This window comes from Rathayibacter tritici, assembly GCF_001641005.1.
GTDB classification, from domain to species: domain Bacteria; phylum Actinomycetota; class Actinomycetes; order Actinomycetales; family Microbacteriaceae; genus Rathayibacter; species Rathayibacter tritici.
This window is the reverse complement of record NZ_CP015515.1, coordinates 156,826-172,781: the sequence shown is the minus strand read 5'-3', so window position 1 is coordinate 172,781 and position 15,956 is coordinate 156,826. Positions and strand designations below refer to the sequence as shown.

The following is a 15,956-nucleotide window of genomic DNA, read 5'->3' as shown; positions in this document are numbered from 1 at the left end:
GCCTCAGTGCACGTACTCGAGGAGGTCGGCGCCGAGGGTGCGCATGCCCTCGAGCACGGCGAGGCGGTAGTGCAGGGTCGTGTCGTCGAACTGGGTCGCCACCGCGTAGGCGACGCCGGCGCGGGGTCCGCGAAGGACGCCCGCCTCAGCGCGGACGCCGACGTCGGTGCCGGTGGTGTTCACGAGCAGGACCCCGTGATCGGGGTGCCGATGCGCGAGCGGGTCGAGGCCGAAGGACGCGGCGACCATCGACAGGTCGGTCCCGAGCGAGAGCCAGCCGATCACCCGCGAGCTGACGGCGGCATCGACGACGTCGCCGTTCGCGAGGGTGGCCAGCAGCCAGGTCAGTTCCCGGGCCGAGCCGATCGAGAGCTGCGGTGCATCGTCGGGGCCCCGCTCGTCGCGGACGACATCGAGCAGAGCGGTGCGCGAGAGCCCCAGCGCCTCCGCCCGCTCGCGAACGGCGTCGAGACCGACGCGGCGGAGCAGGACGTTCGTCGCCAGGTTGTCGCTGGACGCGCCGACGAGTGCGGCGAGGTCGGCGATCGGCATCGACGGCACCTGGAGGTGCTGCCAGATCCCGGAGCCCGCGACCGCGTCGGCGGCGGTCCGGTCGACCAGCCGCAGGTTCTCCTGCGGCTCGTGCGCGAGGCGGGCGGCGACCTCGATCAACAGCACGACGGTGCCCAGGGACGCGGTGGGCATCGAGACGGAGTCGTCGACGGCGAAGAGGGTGCGCCCGGTCGTCAGGTCGACGGCGCGCGCCGAAACGACGACGCCGTCGACCGCGAGGCGTCCGAGGGCATCGAAGCCGCGCTGGAAGTTGTCGCGGTCGCCGGCCCCCTTGTGCCGGCCCCGCCGGTTGCGTCGGTTCTCACGGCGGGTCTCGCTGGTGGGAATCACCACGGTTACGGCCCCTTTACGGGTCGGGAGAGCGGTTGTGCGGAGGGGGACCGAGGTCCTCACGCGCCGGCGGGACGCGAGATCGGCGGACGAGCCCTCGGCATCGGTCGGCTCTCGATGCCCGGGGCTCCTCGTCTGTGGTGCGGGGAGGTGGTCGGTGACGACTACCAGATGGTGACGCGCTCGCTCGGGGAGAGCCAGAGGGCGTCGCCTTCGGAGACGTCAAAAGTAGCGTAGAACTCGTCGATGTTCCGAACGATCTGGTTGCAGCGGAACTCGGCTGGCGCGTGCGGGTCGATGGCGAGAAGGCGGATCGTCTCCTCGTCTCTCGATTTCTGCTGCCAGGCCTGGGCCCAGGAGAGGAAGAAGCGCTCGGCGCCGGTCAGACCGTCGACGACGGGCGGCTCCTGGCCCTCGAGCGAGATCAGGTATGCCTTCCAGGCGATGGCGAGCCCGCCGAGGTCGCCAATGTTCTCGCCGATGGTGAGTGCGCCGTTCACGTGGTGCCCGGGTGTGGTCGCCGGAGCGAGCGCGTCGTACTGCGCGATGAGCGCCGTCGTCCGCTCCTCGAATGCGGCCCGATCCTCCTCGGTCCACCAGTCGGTGAGGCGGCCGTCGCCGTCGAAGCGGGAGCCCTGATCGTCGAAGCCGTGGCCGATCTCGTGGCCGATGACGGCACCGATCGCTCCGTAGTTGGCTGCGGAGTCGCGCCCCTCGTCGAAGAAGGGGAGCTGCAGGATCGCTGCGGGGAAGACGATCTCGTTGAAGCCCGGGTTGTAGTAGGCGTTGATCGTCTGCGGGGTCATGAACCACTCGTCGCGGTCGAGCGGGCGGCCGATCTTGCCGAGCTCACGGGCGAACTCGACCTCGGCGACGCGGCGGGCGTTGCCGAGCAGGTCGGTCGGGTCGATCGAGAGGGCGGAGTAGTCGCGCCAGCGGACGGGATAGCCGATCTTGGGGGTGAACGTGGCGAGCTTCTCGAGCGCCCGCTCGCGGGTGGCGGGGCTCATCCACTCGAGGTCGACGATCGAGCGGCGGTAGGCCTCGATAAGATTCGCGACCAGCACGTCCATCGCGGCTTTCGCGGTCTCGGGGAAGTGGCGCGCGACGTAGGTGCGGCCGACCGCTTCGCCGAGGGACGCCTCGACCAGCGACACGCCGCGCTTCCAGCGCTCGCGCTTCTGCGGAGTGCCGGTGAGGGTACGGCCGTAGAAGTCGAAGTTGGCGTCGACGAACGCGCTGGAGAGGTAGGCCGCGGCCCCCCGGATCACCTGCCAGGCCAGCCAGTCGCGCCAGGCCGGGAGCCGGTCCTCGGCCAGCAGGCCCGCGAGGCCCTGGAGGAAGCTCGGCTGGCGGACGACGACCTCGGCGAGTGCCCCCTCCGGAGCCCCCATCGCGGTGAGCCAGACGCCGAGGTCGACGCCCGCGGCGAGCTCCTCGACCTCGGCCCAGGTGCGGAGGTTGTAGGTCGCCTGGCTGTCGCGGCTGCGGACCTTGTCCCAGTGCACGGCGGCGAGCTCGGTCTCGAGCGCGACGATCCGCTCGGCGCGCGCCTCCGCGGCATCGATGCCCGCCAGCGCGAGCATCCGCGCGACGAACGGCGTGTAGGCCTCGCGGACGGAGGCGAACTCCTCCTCGCGGTAGTAGCTCTCGTCCGGCAGACCGAGGCCGCCCTGGTTGACGAAGACGAGGTAGCGCTCGGGGCTGCCGGGGTCGTTGTCGACGAAGAGGCCGAAGAGGCCGGGGACGCCGGTGCGCTCGAAGGCACCGACAGCGCGGAGCAGGCCGGGAATCGAGTCGACCCGCTGCACGGCCGCGAGATCGTCGGCGATCGCAGCGGCGCCCAGCTCCTCCGCGCGCGCCTCGTCCATGAAGGAGGTGTAGAGGTCGCCGAACAGGCGCTCCTCGGTGCCGTGCTGCGCGGTCTGCGCCTCGACGATGATGTCGCGCACGGCCTTCTCCGCCTCCTCCTGCAGGACGTGGAACGAGCCGTACCGCGCCTTGTCTGCGGGGATCTCGGTGCGGTCGATCCACAGCCCGTTGACGTGCCGGTAGAGGTCGTCCTGCGGCCGCGTCTCGGGGTCGAGTTCGGAGCGGTCGATACCGGAGCGAGACGTCGTCGAAGTCATGGCCGACAGCCTACGTCGAGGCGCCGACAGCGGGGGTGAGTGACGTCGGGCGGCGGTCTGCGCCTCCGGCGCGGCGACGTGGGCGGTCCGACCGACCGTAGGCCGAGCCGCTCGTGCGGCAGAGGGGGATCATGCGAGGAAGACGGGCGGTCGCGTCGCGGCGTCACGGCCTGGCGAACTCCGGACCGATTCCGATGCGCCTGCGCCCTCTGTTTCCGCGGCGCTCTCCCGCCCACTCGGAACCCCGTCCGCGGTCGCCGACATCGCACGCCGGAGGGCGCGGACGTCGCGGAACCCCGAGAGCCGGGCGATCTCGGTTTGCGAGAACGATGCTCCGGCGGCGTTCTTCGACAGGTAGATGCGAGCGATGCGCACCCGCTCCGCCGTGAGTGAGGCCTTCGCCGAGGCGCCCGCCCGCGCGAAGACGTGGCGGAGGTTGCGCGGTGACGTGCTGACCGCCGCGGCGAGCAATTCGATGTCGAAGTCCGGATCCGTGGCCTTCGCCGCAATCGTCCGCAACGCGCCCCGATACAGGTCGCTGAAAGGCGTCATCAGCCAGGGCGACGTGCTTTCGAGCGCCTGCACCAGCAGCGCGGTCGTCAGGTACCGCACTCCCGCCGCGAAGTCCGAGAAGCCGGCGTCTTCGACGTCCATGCCCGAGTTCAACGCGGCGTTCGAGGCCGCGGCGACAGCGTCACGGTACTCCCGGGCGGGAGCGAGAAAGATCCGTCCCCCTGTGAGTTCGTCTCGGGCCGGCCGCGGGAGAGCGTCGAGGTCGTAGTCGACCTCATAGCGCGCGGTCGGGGAGCTGGAGGAGATCCGGAAGGAGTGCTCTGGGCCGGGGAGGATCGCTACGTCTCCCGGGCTGAGTTCGGCCGGTGCATCCCAGGCATCGCACTCGATCGAGGACACTCCCTCTATTTGCAGCAGCAGCAGTGCCGTCGAGGAGTCGCGACGGACCCGATAGCTGGCGCTGGTGTTCCACACGCGAGCGATGCGGAGTTCGGGCAAGACGAGTTCGTCGGCGACGAGACGGACGTCGGAATCGGCTTCGCCGTCGGGCATCTGCCTGTCCGCCAGCCAGCTGAACACCTCCGAGCCCAGAAGGGAGTATTTGTACCGCGGCGTCTCGGTAGGCATCAGCTTTCCATTCTCGGGATTCCTTGAAAGCGACGATCGCTCGGCAGTCGTGGAAATCGACTCGTCCCATCAGAATGCCTCGCTCATCACTATTCTGCTCCGTCGCGCGCAGTTTTCGGCGAAGGAACAGGCAGCGGGCGGCGACTGACAGGGCATTTTCCGCCTCCCTACATCTCGACGATTCGTCATTGATTTCGGAAAGTCAGTACGATCCTCGGTCGGCCTTGCAAAGAAGGCCAGCGCGATGAGAGAGCGGCGAAGCGGAACTCTTCGCAGCGAGGATCGCTCGGCCGGGAAAAGAGCCGTCAGGGTCGACCGTCACGGGAATCACCGGGCCGGTGCGACTCCCCGACTGACCAGTCGCTTCACCAGGAGTGACCGAACCCGAGCGCCACGGCACCGCAGTGACGGCGGCACCTGCCTCCTGTCCGCGGACGATCACGGCGGCCGCGCCGCAGGCAGAATCGACCGCTCCGCCATCTGGGGCAGGTCAGCTCAGACACCCGCGACGACTCCGGAGCCGCCCCAGAGTTACCGCCTCATCACGATTGATCGCGCCCTCCTCGCGCCCTCCTCGGCACTCTCCGCTCGCCGCCTTCCGTTCCGCTTCGCGTCGTGCGCCCCGAGACAGCGCACGCCACTTCCGGCAAGCACGGTCATAATCCCGGCAGGTTCGTCTCTGGTCATGGGCGTGCTCAGGACACTGTTCGACGTCCGTTGACACCCACAGAAAGTTCGAGCGCACCATGCCGAAGAAGAACACCCTACGAGCCACGTTCGACTCGTCCACGTGGACCATTCCCTCCGAGGACGGCCTCCACCGCCGCACCATCGTGAAGGGCGCCGCCTGGACCGTTCCGGTCGTCGCTGTGTCGATTGGTACGCCGGCTGCCGCAGCGTCGAACTCGCCGACTCTGGCGTTCACACAGGCGTCGTACAGCGGTACTGCGTGCGGCACGATCACCGGCGTGCAGGTGAAGCGCACCCTCGACGGAACCACTGCCGATCCCGGAAAAACGGTCACGGTGACGGTGACCGATGGCTATACCTTCAAAGACGGAACGAAAACCTACTCAGAGCGTTATTCATAAGGTCTGATTCGGGCGTGTCGTTCCGAGGCATCGGCTTCCCATTCGGGAGAATAGAAGTTCCAAAGCTCGCTATTTTCGGAACGGGAAGCCGATGCGGTACGACTCTACTACAGGCCTGGATGCGGAGCAATTGACGGAGCTGATCTGTCGGATATGGCAGATTGTCACGGGGAGGGGTGAGATTTCGGGACGCCCGGTGCTGCTGAACATTCGCGAGCAGGTCGTTATGACTCTGATCTTATTGCGGCAGAACGTGAACCAAACGACTATCGCGGATATGTTCGGTGTGTCGCAGCCCACGATTTCTCGCGCATATCGGCGGATCGTCCCGCTGATCGAGCAGGCCTGCTGTTTGTCGGGGGTGTGTTTAAAGACGGCTATCCAGGGCCGAGTGGTCCTGGTCGACGGCACCGATGTTCCCACCGGGAACCGCGCCGTGACGGGGAGAGCGAACTACTCCGGGAAGCGACACCGTCAAGGGCTGAACGTGCAAGTTGCCTCGGACGTGAACGGTAACTTGCTTTGCGTGTCCGATCCGACCCCCGGCGCTCGGCACGACCGAGCGACCATCAGCCTGTGTGGATGGGAACCGATTCTCGATAATGCCGAGTGGATAGCGGACCCAGCGTACGTCGGAACCACCGCAGTCACTCCCCGGAAAAAATTTCACCACGGACAACATGATGACAACACACGTACAGCCAACCGATACATCTCCTCCATCCGTTCGGCGGTCGAAAGATGCATCGCGCACTGGAAGAACTGGAAAATCCTCAAGACCGGCTATCGCGGACGTCTTACAGAACTTCCCAACCTCATTCGCACCGTCACCCGCCTCGAACTTTACCGACTCGGCTGGTAAATGCTTATGAATAACGCTCTCAGGAACAACCGACGCGAATGGTCTCATTACGCTACCGGACATCAAGGTGCCGGCGAAAGGTGGTAACACCACCTTCTCCGCTACCTCTGACGCGCTGAGTGCGACCGCACCGGTGAAGACACCAGCCGCCGAAGGCACCGCCAAGGGTACCTCTGGTAGGACTGTGACCAACACCTGGACCATCCCCAAGGCATCAACAGCCGCTGGGGCGACGTACTTCATCACGTCCGACGGAACGCTCTATCACCAAGAAGACGTTATTGCGAAGAACGTCACCTCGGCTTTCGGAATCGTCGTTCCCAACGGAACGGACACCGCGACCTACGTTTCCGGCGGCAAAGCCTATGCCGTCAGTGCCAGCGGCACGCCGACCAAGATTACCATTCAGGATTCCGACAAGAAAGATCTGACAATCAAGACCGCCGTCGGGGCGTCATACTTCATCACCAGCGACAACTCCCTGTACTACAAGGGTACGTTCATCGCCAAGAACGTCAGCTCGGCTTTCGGAATCGTCGTTCCCAACGGAACGGACACCGCGACTTTCGTCTCCGACGGCGTTGCCTATGGTGTCGTCACCGGCGGCAAGCCGACCAAGGTCGTTATTCAGGACTCCAACAAGAAGGACCTGACAATCAAGACCGCCGTCGGGGCGTCGTACTACATCACCAGCGACAACTCCCTGTACTACAAGGGTACGTTCATCGCCAAGAACGTCAGCTCGGCTTTCGGAATCGTCGTTCCCAACGGAACGGACACCGCGACCTACGTCTCTGACGGCGTGGCCTATGGCGTTGCGGGCAGCGGCACGCCGACCCAGTACACCGTGCCCAACCCGAAGACCGCCGCTGGGGCGCAGTACTTCCTCACTACCGACGGAGCACTTTACTACAAGAACGACAAAATGGAAGACAACGTGTCCTCCGCGTTTGGAATTGTCGTTCTGAATGGTACGGATACCGCCACGTACGTTGTAGCTCCCGCCTGTCAGTGATCAAACAGGTACCGCTTCGCAGCTAGCCAAGCCGTACCGCGCAGAAAGAGGTCTTCGAGACAACGCCACCACCACAGGCTGGTTGAGCTGTACGAGAGAAAAGCATCGGACACCGTCGGGTGTCGGGCATCACGCCCGGCACCCGACGGATCACCGATATCCAATCACCATCACCACCACCTCGAACGCTGAGCCATGATCACGCGAGAGTGCGCGGTGACCACTCGGTTGACGAGTAGACCTGCCCTTTCTCCATCACCGCGCCCACCTGCCCATCCCCGGCACAGGCTTTATCGCGAACGAGCCGCCTCACCGCCCGTGACTGCGCTCCGCTCGGAGCGCCCTCGTCATCGCTTCGGCCGAGGCGAAGCCCGACAATTCAGCGACGGCCTCCTGGTCCGCCGCGGTCGGTGCCGGCCGATGGTCGAGCATCCGTCGGGCGAGTCGCACTCTGGCGGAGCGGATCTCCTGCGCCGGCGTGCGAGGCGAGTACTCGAACGCGGCATACAGCCTCGTCACGGAAATGGCGAGATCCGTCGCGAGGGTCCGGACGTCGAACGCGGCATCGGTACAGCCGCGCTCGATCACGGTGTGCGCCCGACGCACGAGCCGCGCAGCGGAGACCGGCGCCGAGGGCAGCAGAGGCGGTCCCAGCTCCGCCAGCAGCGCGCTGACGCCGCTGCCGATCATGCCGCAGACGGAACTCCACGCCGGGTCTCTCGTCTGCAGCGAACCGCTCAGTACCGCACTCGCGGCGGCGACGAGGATCCTGGAGGTGGCGAGACCGGCGGGGATGACGGAGGCGCCGACGCTGCTCCAGGAGAAGAAGCGCTCCAGGGTGTCTCGACCCACCGACACCTCGACCGTGCCGCAGCGCCCACCACTGATTGCGCTCAGCGATGCCGCGGACCAGAGCACGAAACCGCCGCCCTCCTCGACCTCGCGGTGCATGCCCTCGGCGCCTCCGCTGAGCGTGAGCGAGCCCTCGACGAGCAGGCCGATGACGGCGCCTCCTGCCCGTCCGCGGCGCTCGAACTCGCGGGCGGTGTGCCACATCCGCCTCATTGTCATCTCCTCAGCGCAGAGGGCATCAGCGGCAAGGCGGAGATACCCTCCGCCGGAGGTGACGGTGACGCCGTGGCCGAGCAGCCAGTCCCGAGCCGCGATCCCCTCGGCCACGACTCCTCGTTCGCTGGGATGACTCCCCTCACCGCGCGCACACGGTGCCGTGCGGGATGGGCGCGAGGTGCGCTCCTGCTGCGCGTTGCGGGTGATCAAGCCCTCAGTGTCGGCGCAGGACGCCTCCGCCTGTCGAGACTTCCCGACTTCTCCGCGGAATCCTCCCGATCGCGGCGGGACATTCCTCGCATCGCACGCTCCACGGCGACACGACGATCGCGGCCGAGATTGTCGGCAGAGCACGGCCGCCATACCTAAATGGGCATCTCGCCATACTGATCTGGCAAACTCTGTTTGCGGGCACCGCAGTGAGCAGCCGATAGCGACCTGAAAGTCGCGTGATGACCGCCTCACTGGCACATTCCGGCACGATCGGCAGCTTATTTCGGAACATTGGCGCCACTCCCCACCCTCCTCGCGAGCTAAGCTGACGAAACTTCGCGGCTCTCGCGATGCTCGACTAGGCAGGGGAACTCATGCTGTACACATCCGACATCAACGCCCTTCTCTCGCTCGACTGCCTGGCTCTCTCACCGGCACCGTGGACGCACGGCCGATCGCGATGACCGAGCACAACTGGACCACTCCGGTGGTCGCGGTGACCGTGTCCGCTCCGGCCGCCGCCTCGTCGCTGCGGCCCTCGATGGCCTTCCTTCAGGTCTCCTACGGCGGCCCCGCCTGCACGACCATCTCCTGCGTGCAACTCCGTCGCACCATCGACGGATGCCGACCCGCCCGGGGCAGCATCGTCACCGCCACCCTCTCCGGCGGCTTCACCTTCGCCACCGGCTCGACCACCTGCGCGGCGATAGCCGACTCCACAGGGCTCGTCACCCTCCCCGCGATCCTGGTACCTGCCACCGGCGGAACCGGGCTGATCACGGCACACAGCGACGGCCTCTTGCTCAGCGCGCGGGTCTGCACCATGCCGGACTAGTCGAGCCGACGACGCCGGCCACGTCGTCACCCTCCTCTCCTGCGCCGATCCGCCCGCAGAGCCTTCGACATCGCGGGCGCCGAGAGGAAACCGGCGAGCTCGGCGACCGCCTCCCGATCCGCCGCGGTCGGTGAGACGCGGTGGTCGAGCATCCGCCGGGCGAGGCCGACCCTGGCCGAACGGATCGCCTGGGCCGGCGTGCAGGGCGAATGTTCGAACGCGGCGTACAGGGTCGTCATCGAGACCGAGAGCTCTTTGGCGAGAGAGCGGACATCGAAGGAGGCGTCGCGGCAATGACGCTCGATCGCGACGTGGGCGCGGCGCAGGAGGCGCACGGCTGTCACGGGAGCAGAGGGAAGCAGCGCCGGGCCGACCTCGGCCAGCAGAGCGCTGATACCGCTGGCGATCATGCTGCAGATCGAATCCCAGGCGGGATCTCGTGGGGCGAGCGGACCCGTCAACGCCGTGGTGGCAGCGGCGAGGAGGATGCGCGCGGTCGTCAAGCCCTGGGGGATGACCGTCGCGCCGGCGTCGGCCCAGGCGAAGAAGCGCTCGAGGATCTCGCGGCTCACGGCGACCTCGACCGTTCCGCACCGGCCTCGGCTGATCGCGGCGACCGAGGAATCGGACCAGAGGACGAAGCCGCCTCCCGTGGCGACCTCCCGCTCCGCGCCCGCGTCGTCCCGCAGGGTGAGGGAGCCCTCGACGAGCAAGCTGATGACGGCGCCGCCCGCTCGGCCCCGGCGCTCGACCTCACGAGCGGTGTGCCAGACCCGCCGCAGGGTCAGCTCGCGGGAGCAGATGGCGTCGGCGAAGAGGCGGAGATAGCCGCCGCTGGCAGACACGGTGACGCCGTGGCGCAGCAGCCAGTCGCGGGCGGTGGTTCCCTCGGCGACGACTCCGCGCTCGGCGAACTCTCGGTCGGCGGAGTCGGAGTCGGCGGAGTCGGAGTCGGAGTCGGCCGGGTCGGAGGCGGCCGGGTCGGGGGGACGGGTCGGCGCCGACTCGCGGGGGCGGCGGGAGGGCAGGTGGCTGAGGGAGGTCAAGCCATCAGTGTCGGGAACGGACGGCCGCGGAGGTCCAGACTTCCGGACCTCCGCGCCGAAACCTCCGGTTCGGATCGTCCTCGCTTCTGCTTCGGCGGGCGCGGCCAGAACCATGAGGGCCGTCCACATCCGTCCACACTCCCCCGGAGGCGCCCATGAACGACCAGACCCCCTACACCCCGCACGAGATCCGCATCGATGACGGCTGGAGCATTCCCGCCGGGGACGGCGTGCACCGCCGGACCCTGGTGAAGGGAACCGCCTGGGCGGTCCCCGTCGTCGCCGTCTCGATGGCCACCCCCGCCGCCGCAGCGTCCGGCGGGCCGACCCTGACCTTCACGCAGACCTCCTACAGCGGCACGGCGTGCGGCACAATCTCCGGCGTGCAGGTGAAACGCACCACCGACGGCTCGACCGCCGACCCGGGCAAGGTCGTCACCGTCAAGCTCGCGAACGGCTACACGTTCGCGGACCGCTCGACCTCCGTCTCACGGACGACGGGAACCGACGGGCTCATCACCCTGCCGGACATCACGGTTCCCGCCCGCGGCGGTGACAGCACCTTCAGCGCCACGTCGGACTCTCTCTCGGCGAGCGCGCCGGTGAAAACCGCCCTCAAGTCCGATGGGGCGTACGTCGCGAACAAGAACGGTCCCGGAGGGAAGTACTCGAGCGTCCCCGGTGACGCGACTCCCCTCCAGGGGAACTACTTCCTCAAGGGCAACACGCTCTACCACGGCGACACCGTGGTGGCCAGTGACGTCAAGAAGGCAGCCGGCTACAACACGGGAGGCAGCACCGACTACGTCGCCTACGTCACGACGGACGGCAAGGCCTGGCTCGCGCAGGGAGACGGGCCCGGAGGAGAGAAGGCCGCCCCTGCCGACTCGACACCTCTGGCCGGCAACTACTTCCTCTCGAAGGACGGGTCGCTGTACCACGGCGGCACGAAGGTATCCAGTGACGTGAAGCGCGCGGCCGGGTACAACACCGGCGGCAGTAACGACTACGTCGCTTACGTCAAGACCGACGGAAAGGCCTGGCTCGCCAGCGGGGACGGACCCGGCGGCGAGAAGGCGGCCCCGAAGGATTCGACCCCACTGCAGGGGAACTACTTCCTCTCGAAGGACGGAGCGCTGTACCACGGCGACACCAAGGTGGCCGACAATGTCAAGAAGGCGGCCGGCTACAACACCGGCGGCAGCACCGACTACGTCGCCTACGTCGCCACAGACGGCAAGGCCTACATCGCGAACGGTGACGGACCGGGTAGCGAGCACACCGGCGTCGCCAACGATTCGACGCCGCTGGCCGGGAACTACTTCCTCTCGAAGGACGGAACCCTTTACCACGGCGACACGGTGGTCAACACGGATGTGGTGGACGCCGCGGGGTACAACGCGGGCAACGACGACGACTACGTCACCTACACCAAGGCGGACAAGTGCTGAGGTAGCGAGTCCGCACCCGAGACGCGGGCGAGACGTCGTCATAACGAAGGCTGAATGCTGTCCAGAACCCCGAACTCGAGGTTCGACGGCACTCAGCCTTCGTTGTGATGGCGATCGGCGCGGGACGCGGCGCGAGACGCCGCGAGGTGGCGCCGGAGACACGCGCGTGAGCCTCCGGGTCGACTGAACTCGTCCGCTGGGTCGATCATGGCGAGCCGAGCGGCCGACGCGCGATCGGGGGGCCGACGGGCAGTGTGGCAGGCGTCGAAAGGAACCCCTTCATGTCGCTCGCGACCCGCTTGACCACACTGGCCAAGCCCTCCGGTACCCCCTGGCGACCCGAACGGATCATTGCGCTGGACATCGCGCGGTTCCTCGCCCTGATCGGGATGTTCGCGGAGCACCTGCTGACGACCAGGCACCCGGGACCGTTCCAGGAGGTCGTCACGGGATTCCCCTCGACGATGTTCGCGGTTCTCGGCGGTGTGAGCGTGGCGATCACGACTCGGAGCCTGCTGACAGCGGGTCGACCGCTGGCCGCGTGCGTGTCCGTCGCCGTCCGGGGCCTGATCATCGCGGTGATCGGGTTGGTCCTCGGGGCTGTCCCGCTGATCATCGTGATGGTCCTCGCCTACTACGGGGTGGCGCTGGTCGCCGTGGCATTCGTGCTCTGGCTGCCCACTGCGGTCCTCGTGATCATGGCGGCCGTCCTGACGGTGGCCGGACCGCACCTCATCCTCTGGGCGCGGACCACGTCGCCGGACGGGCCGGTCGCGTCGCCGTCGTTCGAAAATCCGCACGACTTCCTCCAGACGGTCTTCTTCACGGGCTTCTACCCCGCCATCACCTGGATCACCTATCTGCTGATCGGCCTGTGCGCCGGTCGGATGCTGATCTCGGGACGACGCCTCGCTGCCGTGGCGGTCCTCATTCCGGGAGCGGTGATGGCGGCCGCCGGGTTCGCCAGCGACCTCCTGAGCCGCCCCGCCATCGTCAGCGCGCTAGAGAGCGTGGGGATGCCGAGCGACAAGGCCGGGGAGCTGGTGATCTCGCAGGGGTACGGGACACCGCTCGGCGCAGGGTGGCTCGCGGTCCTCAACGCGACTCCCCACACGGGGACGACGGCCGACGTGCTGCGGACGGCGGGGACGGCGCTGGTCGTACTCGCCCTGCTGATCCTGATCCTTCAGCGCGACTCTCGTCCGCTGGCGCTGCCGGTGCGCGTGATCGCTCACGCGGGATCGGCTCCGCTCACCCTCTACCTCGGCCACTTCTTCGGCTTCTACGCGGTGCTCGGGCTCTCGGTGCTGACGAAGACGGAGTGGCTGGTGACCGGTCCCAACGCCTTCGTCCTGCATGTTCTTGCAGCGCTGGCGATCGGCGCGTACCTCCACGCGACGGCGCGGCGCGGGCCACTGGAGGCCTTCGTCAGCGGGCGGGTCCACGCGGTCGTGCGGCGGCTCCCCTTGTCGGCGTGAGCGCAATGAGTCGGGTCGCCGCGCCCGCCACCCCCCTTTTCCCCCACCACCCTCACCATGACGGAGATCACCCATGACCGCCCGACAGACCCTGCGCGAGCAGCGATCGAGCCTTCTCGTCGCCACCGTCGGAGCAGCATTCGGAACCTCTCTCGTCACGGTCCTGGCCGGCGTGGACGCGATCATGCGCGAGGCGCCGAGCACCAGCAGCAGCCACCTCGTTCCGCAGCTCCTCGCCGTCCTCGGCCCCGTCTTCTTCTGCATCGCCGCCTTTATCGGCGGCGTCGTGACGACCAACACCGTCGCCGCCACCGTCTCGACCCGGGTGCAGAGCATCGCTCTCCTGCGCCTGTTGGGCTCCACCGCCCGCGCCCAGCGCCGGGTCTTCATCCGCGAGGGGGCACTGATCGGCATCGCCGGGGCGGTGCTCGGGTTCGGGGGCGGCCTTGGACTCGGCCTGGCCCTGCTCGCGGCCGTCTCGGTCGCCGCCAGAGCCCCGTTCCTGGCTCCGAACATTCCCGTCGTCGTCGCGCTCCCGCTCCTGAGCGTCGTCGCCGTCACGATCGTCGCGTCCTGGTCGGGGTCGCGCGAGGTGCTCACCGTGTCGCCCCTTCAGGCCCTCGCCGCCTCGCAGGAGGCACCGATCGATTCGCGTCGGCGCCGCCCGGTCACGAACACGGTCGCCGCCCTGCTCGTCCTCGTCGGCTTCGCCGTGATCGTGCTGGGCGTGCTGCGCGGTACGGTCGATTACGGCGCAGTCCTCCTCACGCTGGTGGGCGGTCTCACCTCCTTCTCCGGCATCATCCTCGGGGCGCACGCGATCCTCCCCGGCTCGCTCCACCTCGTGAGCCGCCTGTTCGGATCGCGTCCGGAAGCGGCTCTGGCCCGCGCGAACACACTCCGCTCCCCCGACCGCAGTACCCGAGCCACCACCGGGGTGTTCATCGGCGTCACCGTCGTGACCGCCTTCTCGGTGGCGCTGGCAACGTTCCGCGGCATCCTCGATCAGGCGATCGCCGCGCGACCCGACTACTACATCGGGATCGACGATGTCGTGCAGCAGGTCAGTGCACTCGGGCTCGGGCTGGTCGCCTTCAGCGCTCTGCTCGCGGGCATCGGAGTGGTGAACGACCTCTCCATCAGCGTCCTGCAGCGTCGGCGCGAGATCGGGCTCCTCCGCGCGCTGGGTTTCTCCCGCGCTCAGGTGCGCCGGACGATCGTGATCGAAGCAGCCACCACGTCGATCACGGCCGTCGTTCTGGGTCTCGCGCTGGGGATCGCCTACGGCTGGGCGGGTGCGCTGTCCTTCCTCGCCTCGCTACCCGGAGTGGTCGCGACGGCACCCGTCGTCCCGCCCGGTCTGGTTCTCGGTCTGGTGCTGGCCACCGTGCTGCTGACGGTGGTCGCGGCGCTGGTCCCGGCCCGCCGCGCCGTGTCCGTGACGCCCGTTCAGGCTCTGCAGACGTGACGGCTCGCCCTGGTGCGGGCGTCGACGCTCCTGCCGACGCTGCACGCGCTGCGCACGTCGAACCCGCGGGCTCTTGCGGCGGAGTGCGGAGGCAGCGCGGCGGGGTCAGCGGGCGAGCTGCTCCTGGACGTAGGCGCGGATCGGGGTGGTGGGGCGGCCGATCAGGCGGGCGAGGGAGCCGTCGGTCTCGCCGAGGAGGCCGTCGGCGATGTTCGCGTCGAGGCCGACCACGAAGCCGACTCCGCCCTCGGGAACGCCGGACTCGGTGAGGATGCGGGCGTGCTCGTCGGAGGAGACGTGCGCGACCGCGGCGTCACGGTCGGCGACCTCAGCGACGAGCGCGGCCAGCTCGTCGAAGCTCCACGCGGTGTCGCCCGAGAGCTCGTGCACGGTACCGACCAGGGAGGCATCGGTCAGGGCCACTGCGGCGGCCTCGGCGTAGTCGCTGCGCGCGGCGCTCGCCACGCGGCCCTCGCCGGCGCTCGAGAGGGTGCTGCCGGTGGTGGCGAGCTCGGAGATCGTCTGGGCGTAGTTCTCGTTGTACCAGCCGTTGCGCAGGATCACGGCGGGGATGCCGGCGGCGGCGATCGCCTCCTCCGTGGCCTTGTGCTCGGGGGCGAGGAGAAGCGCACTCGTGGTCGCCTTCGGGGCGCTGGTGTAGACCAGGCGCGCGCCGACGCGAGCGGCGGCCTCGACGACGGCGGTGTGCTGCGCGACGCGTTTGCCGACCTCGGAGCCGGAGACGAGCAGAACAGCCTCGGCGTCCGCGAAGGCGACATCGAGCGAGGCGGTGTCCTCGAAGTCGGCGACGGCGGTGCGCACGCCGAGGTCGGCGGCGAGCGCCTCGAGCTTCGCGGCATTGCGGCCGGTGGCGACGATGTCGGAGGCGGCGGTGCCGCGGGCGAGCAGGTGCTCGACGGCGAGATGGCCGAGGTGGCCGGTGGCTCCGGTGACGACGAGGGTCATGAGGGGTCCTTCCGTAGAGGCGGCGGGCGTGCCGCTGTGGGGTGTAACGGGGGTGTCGATCCGAGGCATTCCCGGACTGTGAATCCGATGCTTGCCGAACTGCGGAACCCACTCTCCCGCCTCGCGCACGAGAACGAGAACAGTGGCGCTCACCGGATCGGCGCTGCTCGCCGGGGACGACGGGAAGGACGGGAAGGACGCTCTCGCCGCTGACGCCGAAATCGGCTCCTGCCCTTCTGCTCGGCGGCGCGGGGGCCCATCCTGGTGTAGCGGCCCCACTAAGGGTGGCCG

General features: G+C 68.2%; 13 protein-coding genes. 7 read left to right on the top strand and 6 right to left on the bottom strand.

Translation table 11 applies throughout. The annotated features are described in order from the left end of the window. Positions 1-3: 3 nt before the first annotated feature. The 3 genes from A6122_RS00745 to A6122_RS00735 all read right to left on the bottom strand — a co-directional run bounded on the left by A6122_RS00745 (position 4) and on the right by A6122_RS00735 (position 4,172). Positions 4-906, bottom strand: a complete 903-nt coding sequence (locus A6122_RS00745) for a serine hydrolase (RefSeq protein WP_068250394.1) — start codon at positions 904-906, stop codon at positions 4-6. A gap of 161 nt (positions 907-1,067) precedes the next feature. After that, on the bottom strand, positions 1,068-3,032 hold the full coding sequence (locus A6122_RS00740) for a M13 family metallopeptidase (protein ID WP_068250391.1): 1,965 nt from the start codon (positions 3,030-3,032) through the stop codon (positions 1,068-1,070). Positions 3,033-3,161: 129 nt separating this feature from the next. Beyond that, positions 3,162-4,172, bottom strand: a complete 1,011-nt coding sequence (locus A6122_RS00735; protein ID WP_068250388.1) for a hypothetical protein — start codon at positions 4,170-4,172, stop codon at positions 3,162-3,164. A 746-nt stretch (positions 4,173-4,918) separates the two neighbouring features. Here A6122_RS00735 and A6122_RS00730 point away from each other — a divergent pair. From A6122_RS00730 to A6122_RS00725, 3 genes are all read left to right on the top strand, one after another. Beyond that, entirely contained in the window at positions 4,919-5,263 is a 345-nt protein-coding gene (locus A6122_RS00730; RefSeq protein ID WP_068250385.1) for a hypothetical protein, read from the top strand. A gap of 91 nt (positions 5,264-5,354) precedes the next feature. Then, complete coding sequence (locus A6122_RS15395; protein WP_084415715.1) at positions 5,355-6,125, top strand: transposase family protein; 771 nt, start codon at positions 5,355-5,357, stop codon at positions 6,123-6,125. A gap of 184 nt (positions 6,126-6,309) precedes the next feature. Continuing rightward, on the top strand, positions 6,310-7,140 hold the full coding sequence (locus tag A6122_RS00725; RefSeq protein ID WP_068250382.1) for a hypothetical protein: 831 nt from the start codon (positions 6,310-6,312) through the stop codon (positions 7,138-7,140). Between the two features lie 309 nt (positions 7,141-7,449). On the opposite strand, the gene A6122_RS00720 is transcribed toward A6122_RS00725, so the two are convergent. Next, positions 7,450-8,319 (bottom strand): helix-turn-helix domain-containing protein, encoded by an 870-nt coding sequence (locus tag A6122_RS00720; RefSeq protein WP_068250379.1) that lies wholly within the window; start codon positions 8,317-8,319, stop codon positions 7,450-7,452. Between the two features lie 541 nt (positions 8,320-8,860). On the opposite strand from A6122_RS00720, the gene A6122_RS00715 reads away from it, so the two are divergent. Beyond that, positions 8,861-9,256 carry a hypothetical protein gene (locus tag A6122_RS00715; RefSeq protein WP_068250376.1) on the top strand — a complete coding sequence of 132 codons (396 nt, stop codon included), beginning with the start codon at positions 8,861-8,863 and terminating at the stop codon, positions 9,254-9,256. 26 nt (positions 9,257-9,282) lie between these two features. On the opposite strand, the gene A6122_RS00710 is transcribed toward A6122_RS00715, so the two are convergent. After that, complete coding sequence (locus A6122_RS00710) at positions 9,283-10,302, bottom strand: helix-turn-helix domain-containing protein (protein ID WP_068250373.1); 1,020 nt, start codon at positions 10,300-10,302, stop codon at positions 9,283-9,285. A 155-nt stretch (positions 10,303-10,457) separates the two neighbouring features. Here A6122_RS00710 and A6122_RS00705 point away from each other — a divergent pair, with 155 nt between their 5' ends. The 3 genes from A6122_RS00705 (at position 10,458) to A6122_RS00695 (ending at position 14,699) form a co-directional block, all read left to right on the top strand. Continuing rightward, on the top strand, positions 10,458-11,753 hold the full coding sequence (locus tag A6122_RS00705) for a hypothetical protein (protein WP_068250370.1): 1,296 nt from the start codon (positions 10,458-10,460) through the stop codon (positions 11,751-11,753). A 281-nt stretch (positions 11,754-12,034) separates the two neighbouring features. Further along, the gene (locus tag A6122_RS00700) at positions 12,035-13,231 is read left to right on the top strand and encodes a heparan-alpha-glucosaminide N-acetyltransferase domain-containing protein (RefSeq protein ID WP_068250367.1); all 1,197 of its coding nucleotides are present in this window, start codon (positions 12,035-12,037) and stop codon (positions 13,229-13,231) included. A 73-nt stretch (positions 13,232-13,304) separates the two neighbouring features. Then, positions 13,305-14,699, top strand: a complete 1,395-nt coding sequence (locus tag A6122_RS00695) for an ABC transporter permease (protein ID WP_068250364.1) — start codon at positions 13,305-13,307, stop codon at positions 14,697-14,699. Positions 14,700-14,804: 105 nt separating this feature from the next. Here the strand turns inward: A6122_RS00695 and A6122_RS00690 are convergent, their stop codons facing one another. Beyond that, positions 14,805-15,665, bottom strand: coding sequence for an NmrA family NAD(P)-binding protein (locus A6122_RS00690; RefSeq protein ID WP_068250361.1), 861 nt, complete (start codon positions 15,663-15,665; stop codon positions 14,805-14,807). Positions 15,666-15,956 lie beyond the last annotated feature (291 nt).

Coding starts and splice junctions, on each gene's coding strand:
- A6122_RS00705 (WP_068250370.1), top strand. CDS start 10,458: ATGAACGACCAGACCCCCTACACCCCGCACGAGATCCGCATCGATGAC.
- A6122_RS00695 (WP_068250364.1), top strand. CDS start 13,305: ATGACCGCCCGACAGACCCTGCGCGAGCAGCGATCGAGCCTTCTCGTC.
- A6122_RS00730 (WP_068250385.1), top strand. CDS start 4,919: ATGCCGAAGAAGAACACCCTACGAGCCACGTTCGACTCGTCCACGTGG.
- A6122_RS00690 (WP_068250361.1), bottom strand. CDS start 15,665: ATGACCCTCGTCGTCACCGGAGCCACCGGCCACCTCGGCCATCTCGCC.
- A6122_RS00735 (WP_068250388.1), bottom strand. CDS start 4,172: ATGCCTACCGAGACGCCGCGGTACAAATACTCCCTTCTGGGCTCGGAG.
- A6122_RS00740 (WP_068250391.1), bottom strand. CDS start 3,032: ATGACTTCGACGACGTCTCGCTCCGGTATCGACCGCTCCGAACTCGAC.
- A6122_RS00700 (WP_068250367.1), top strand. CDS start 12,035: ATGTCGCTCGCGACCCGCTTGACCACACTGGCCAAGCCCTCCGGTACC.
- A6122_RS15395 (WP_084415715.1), top strand. CDS start 5,355: ATGCGGTACGACTCTACTACAGGCCTGGATGCGGAGCAATTGACGGAG.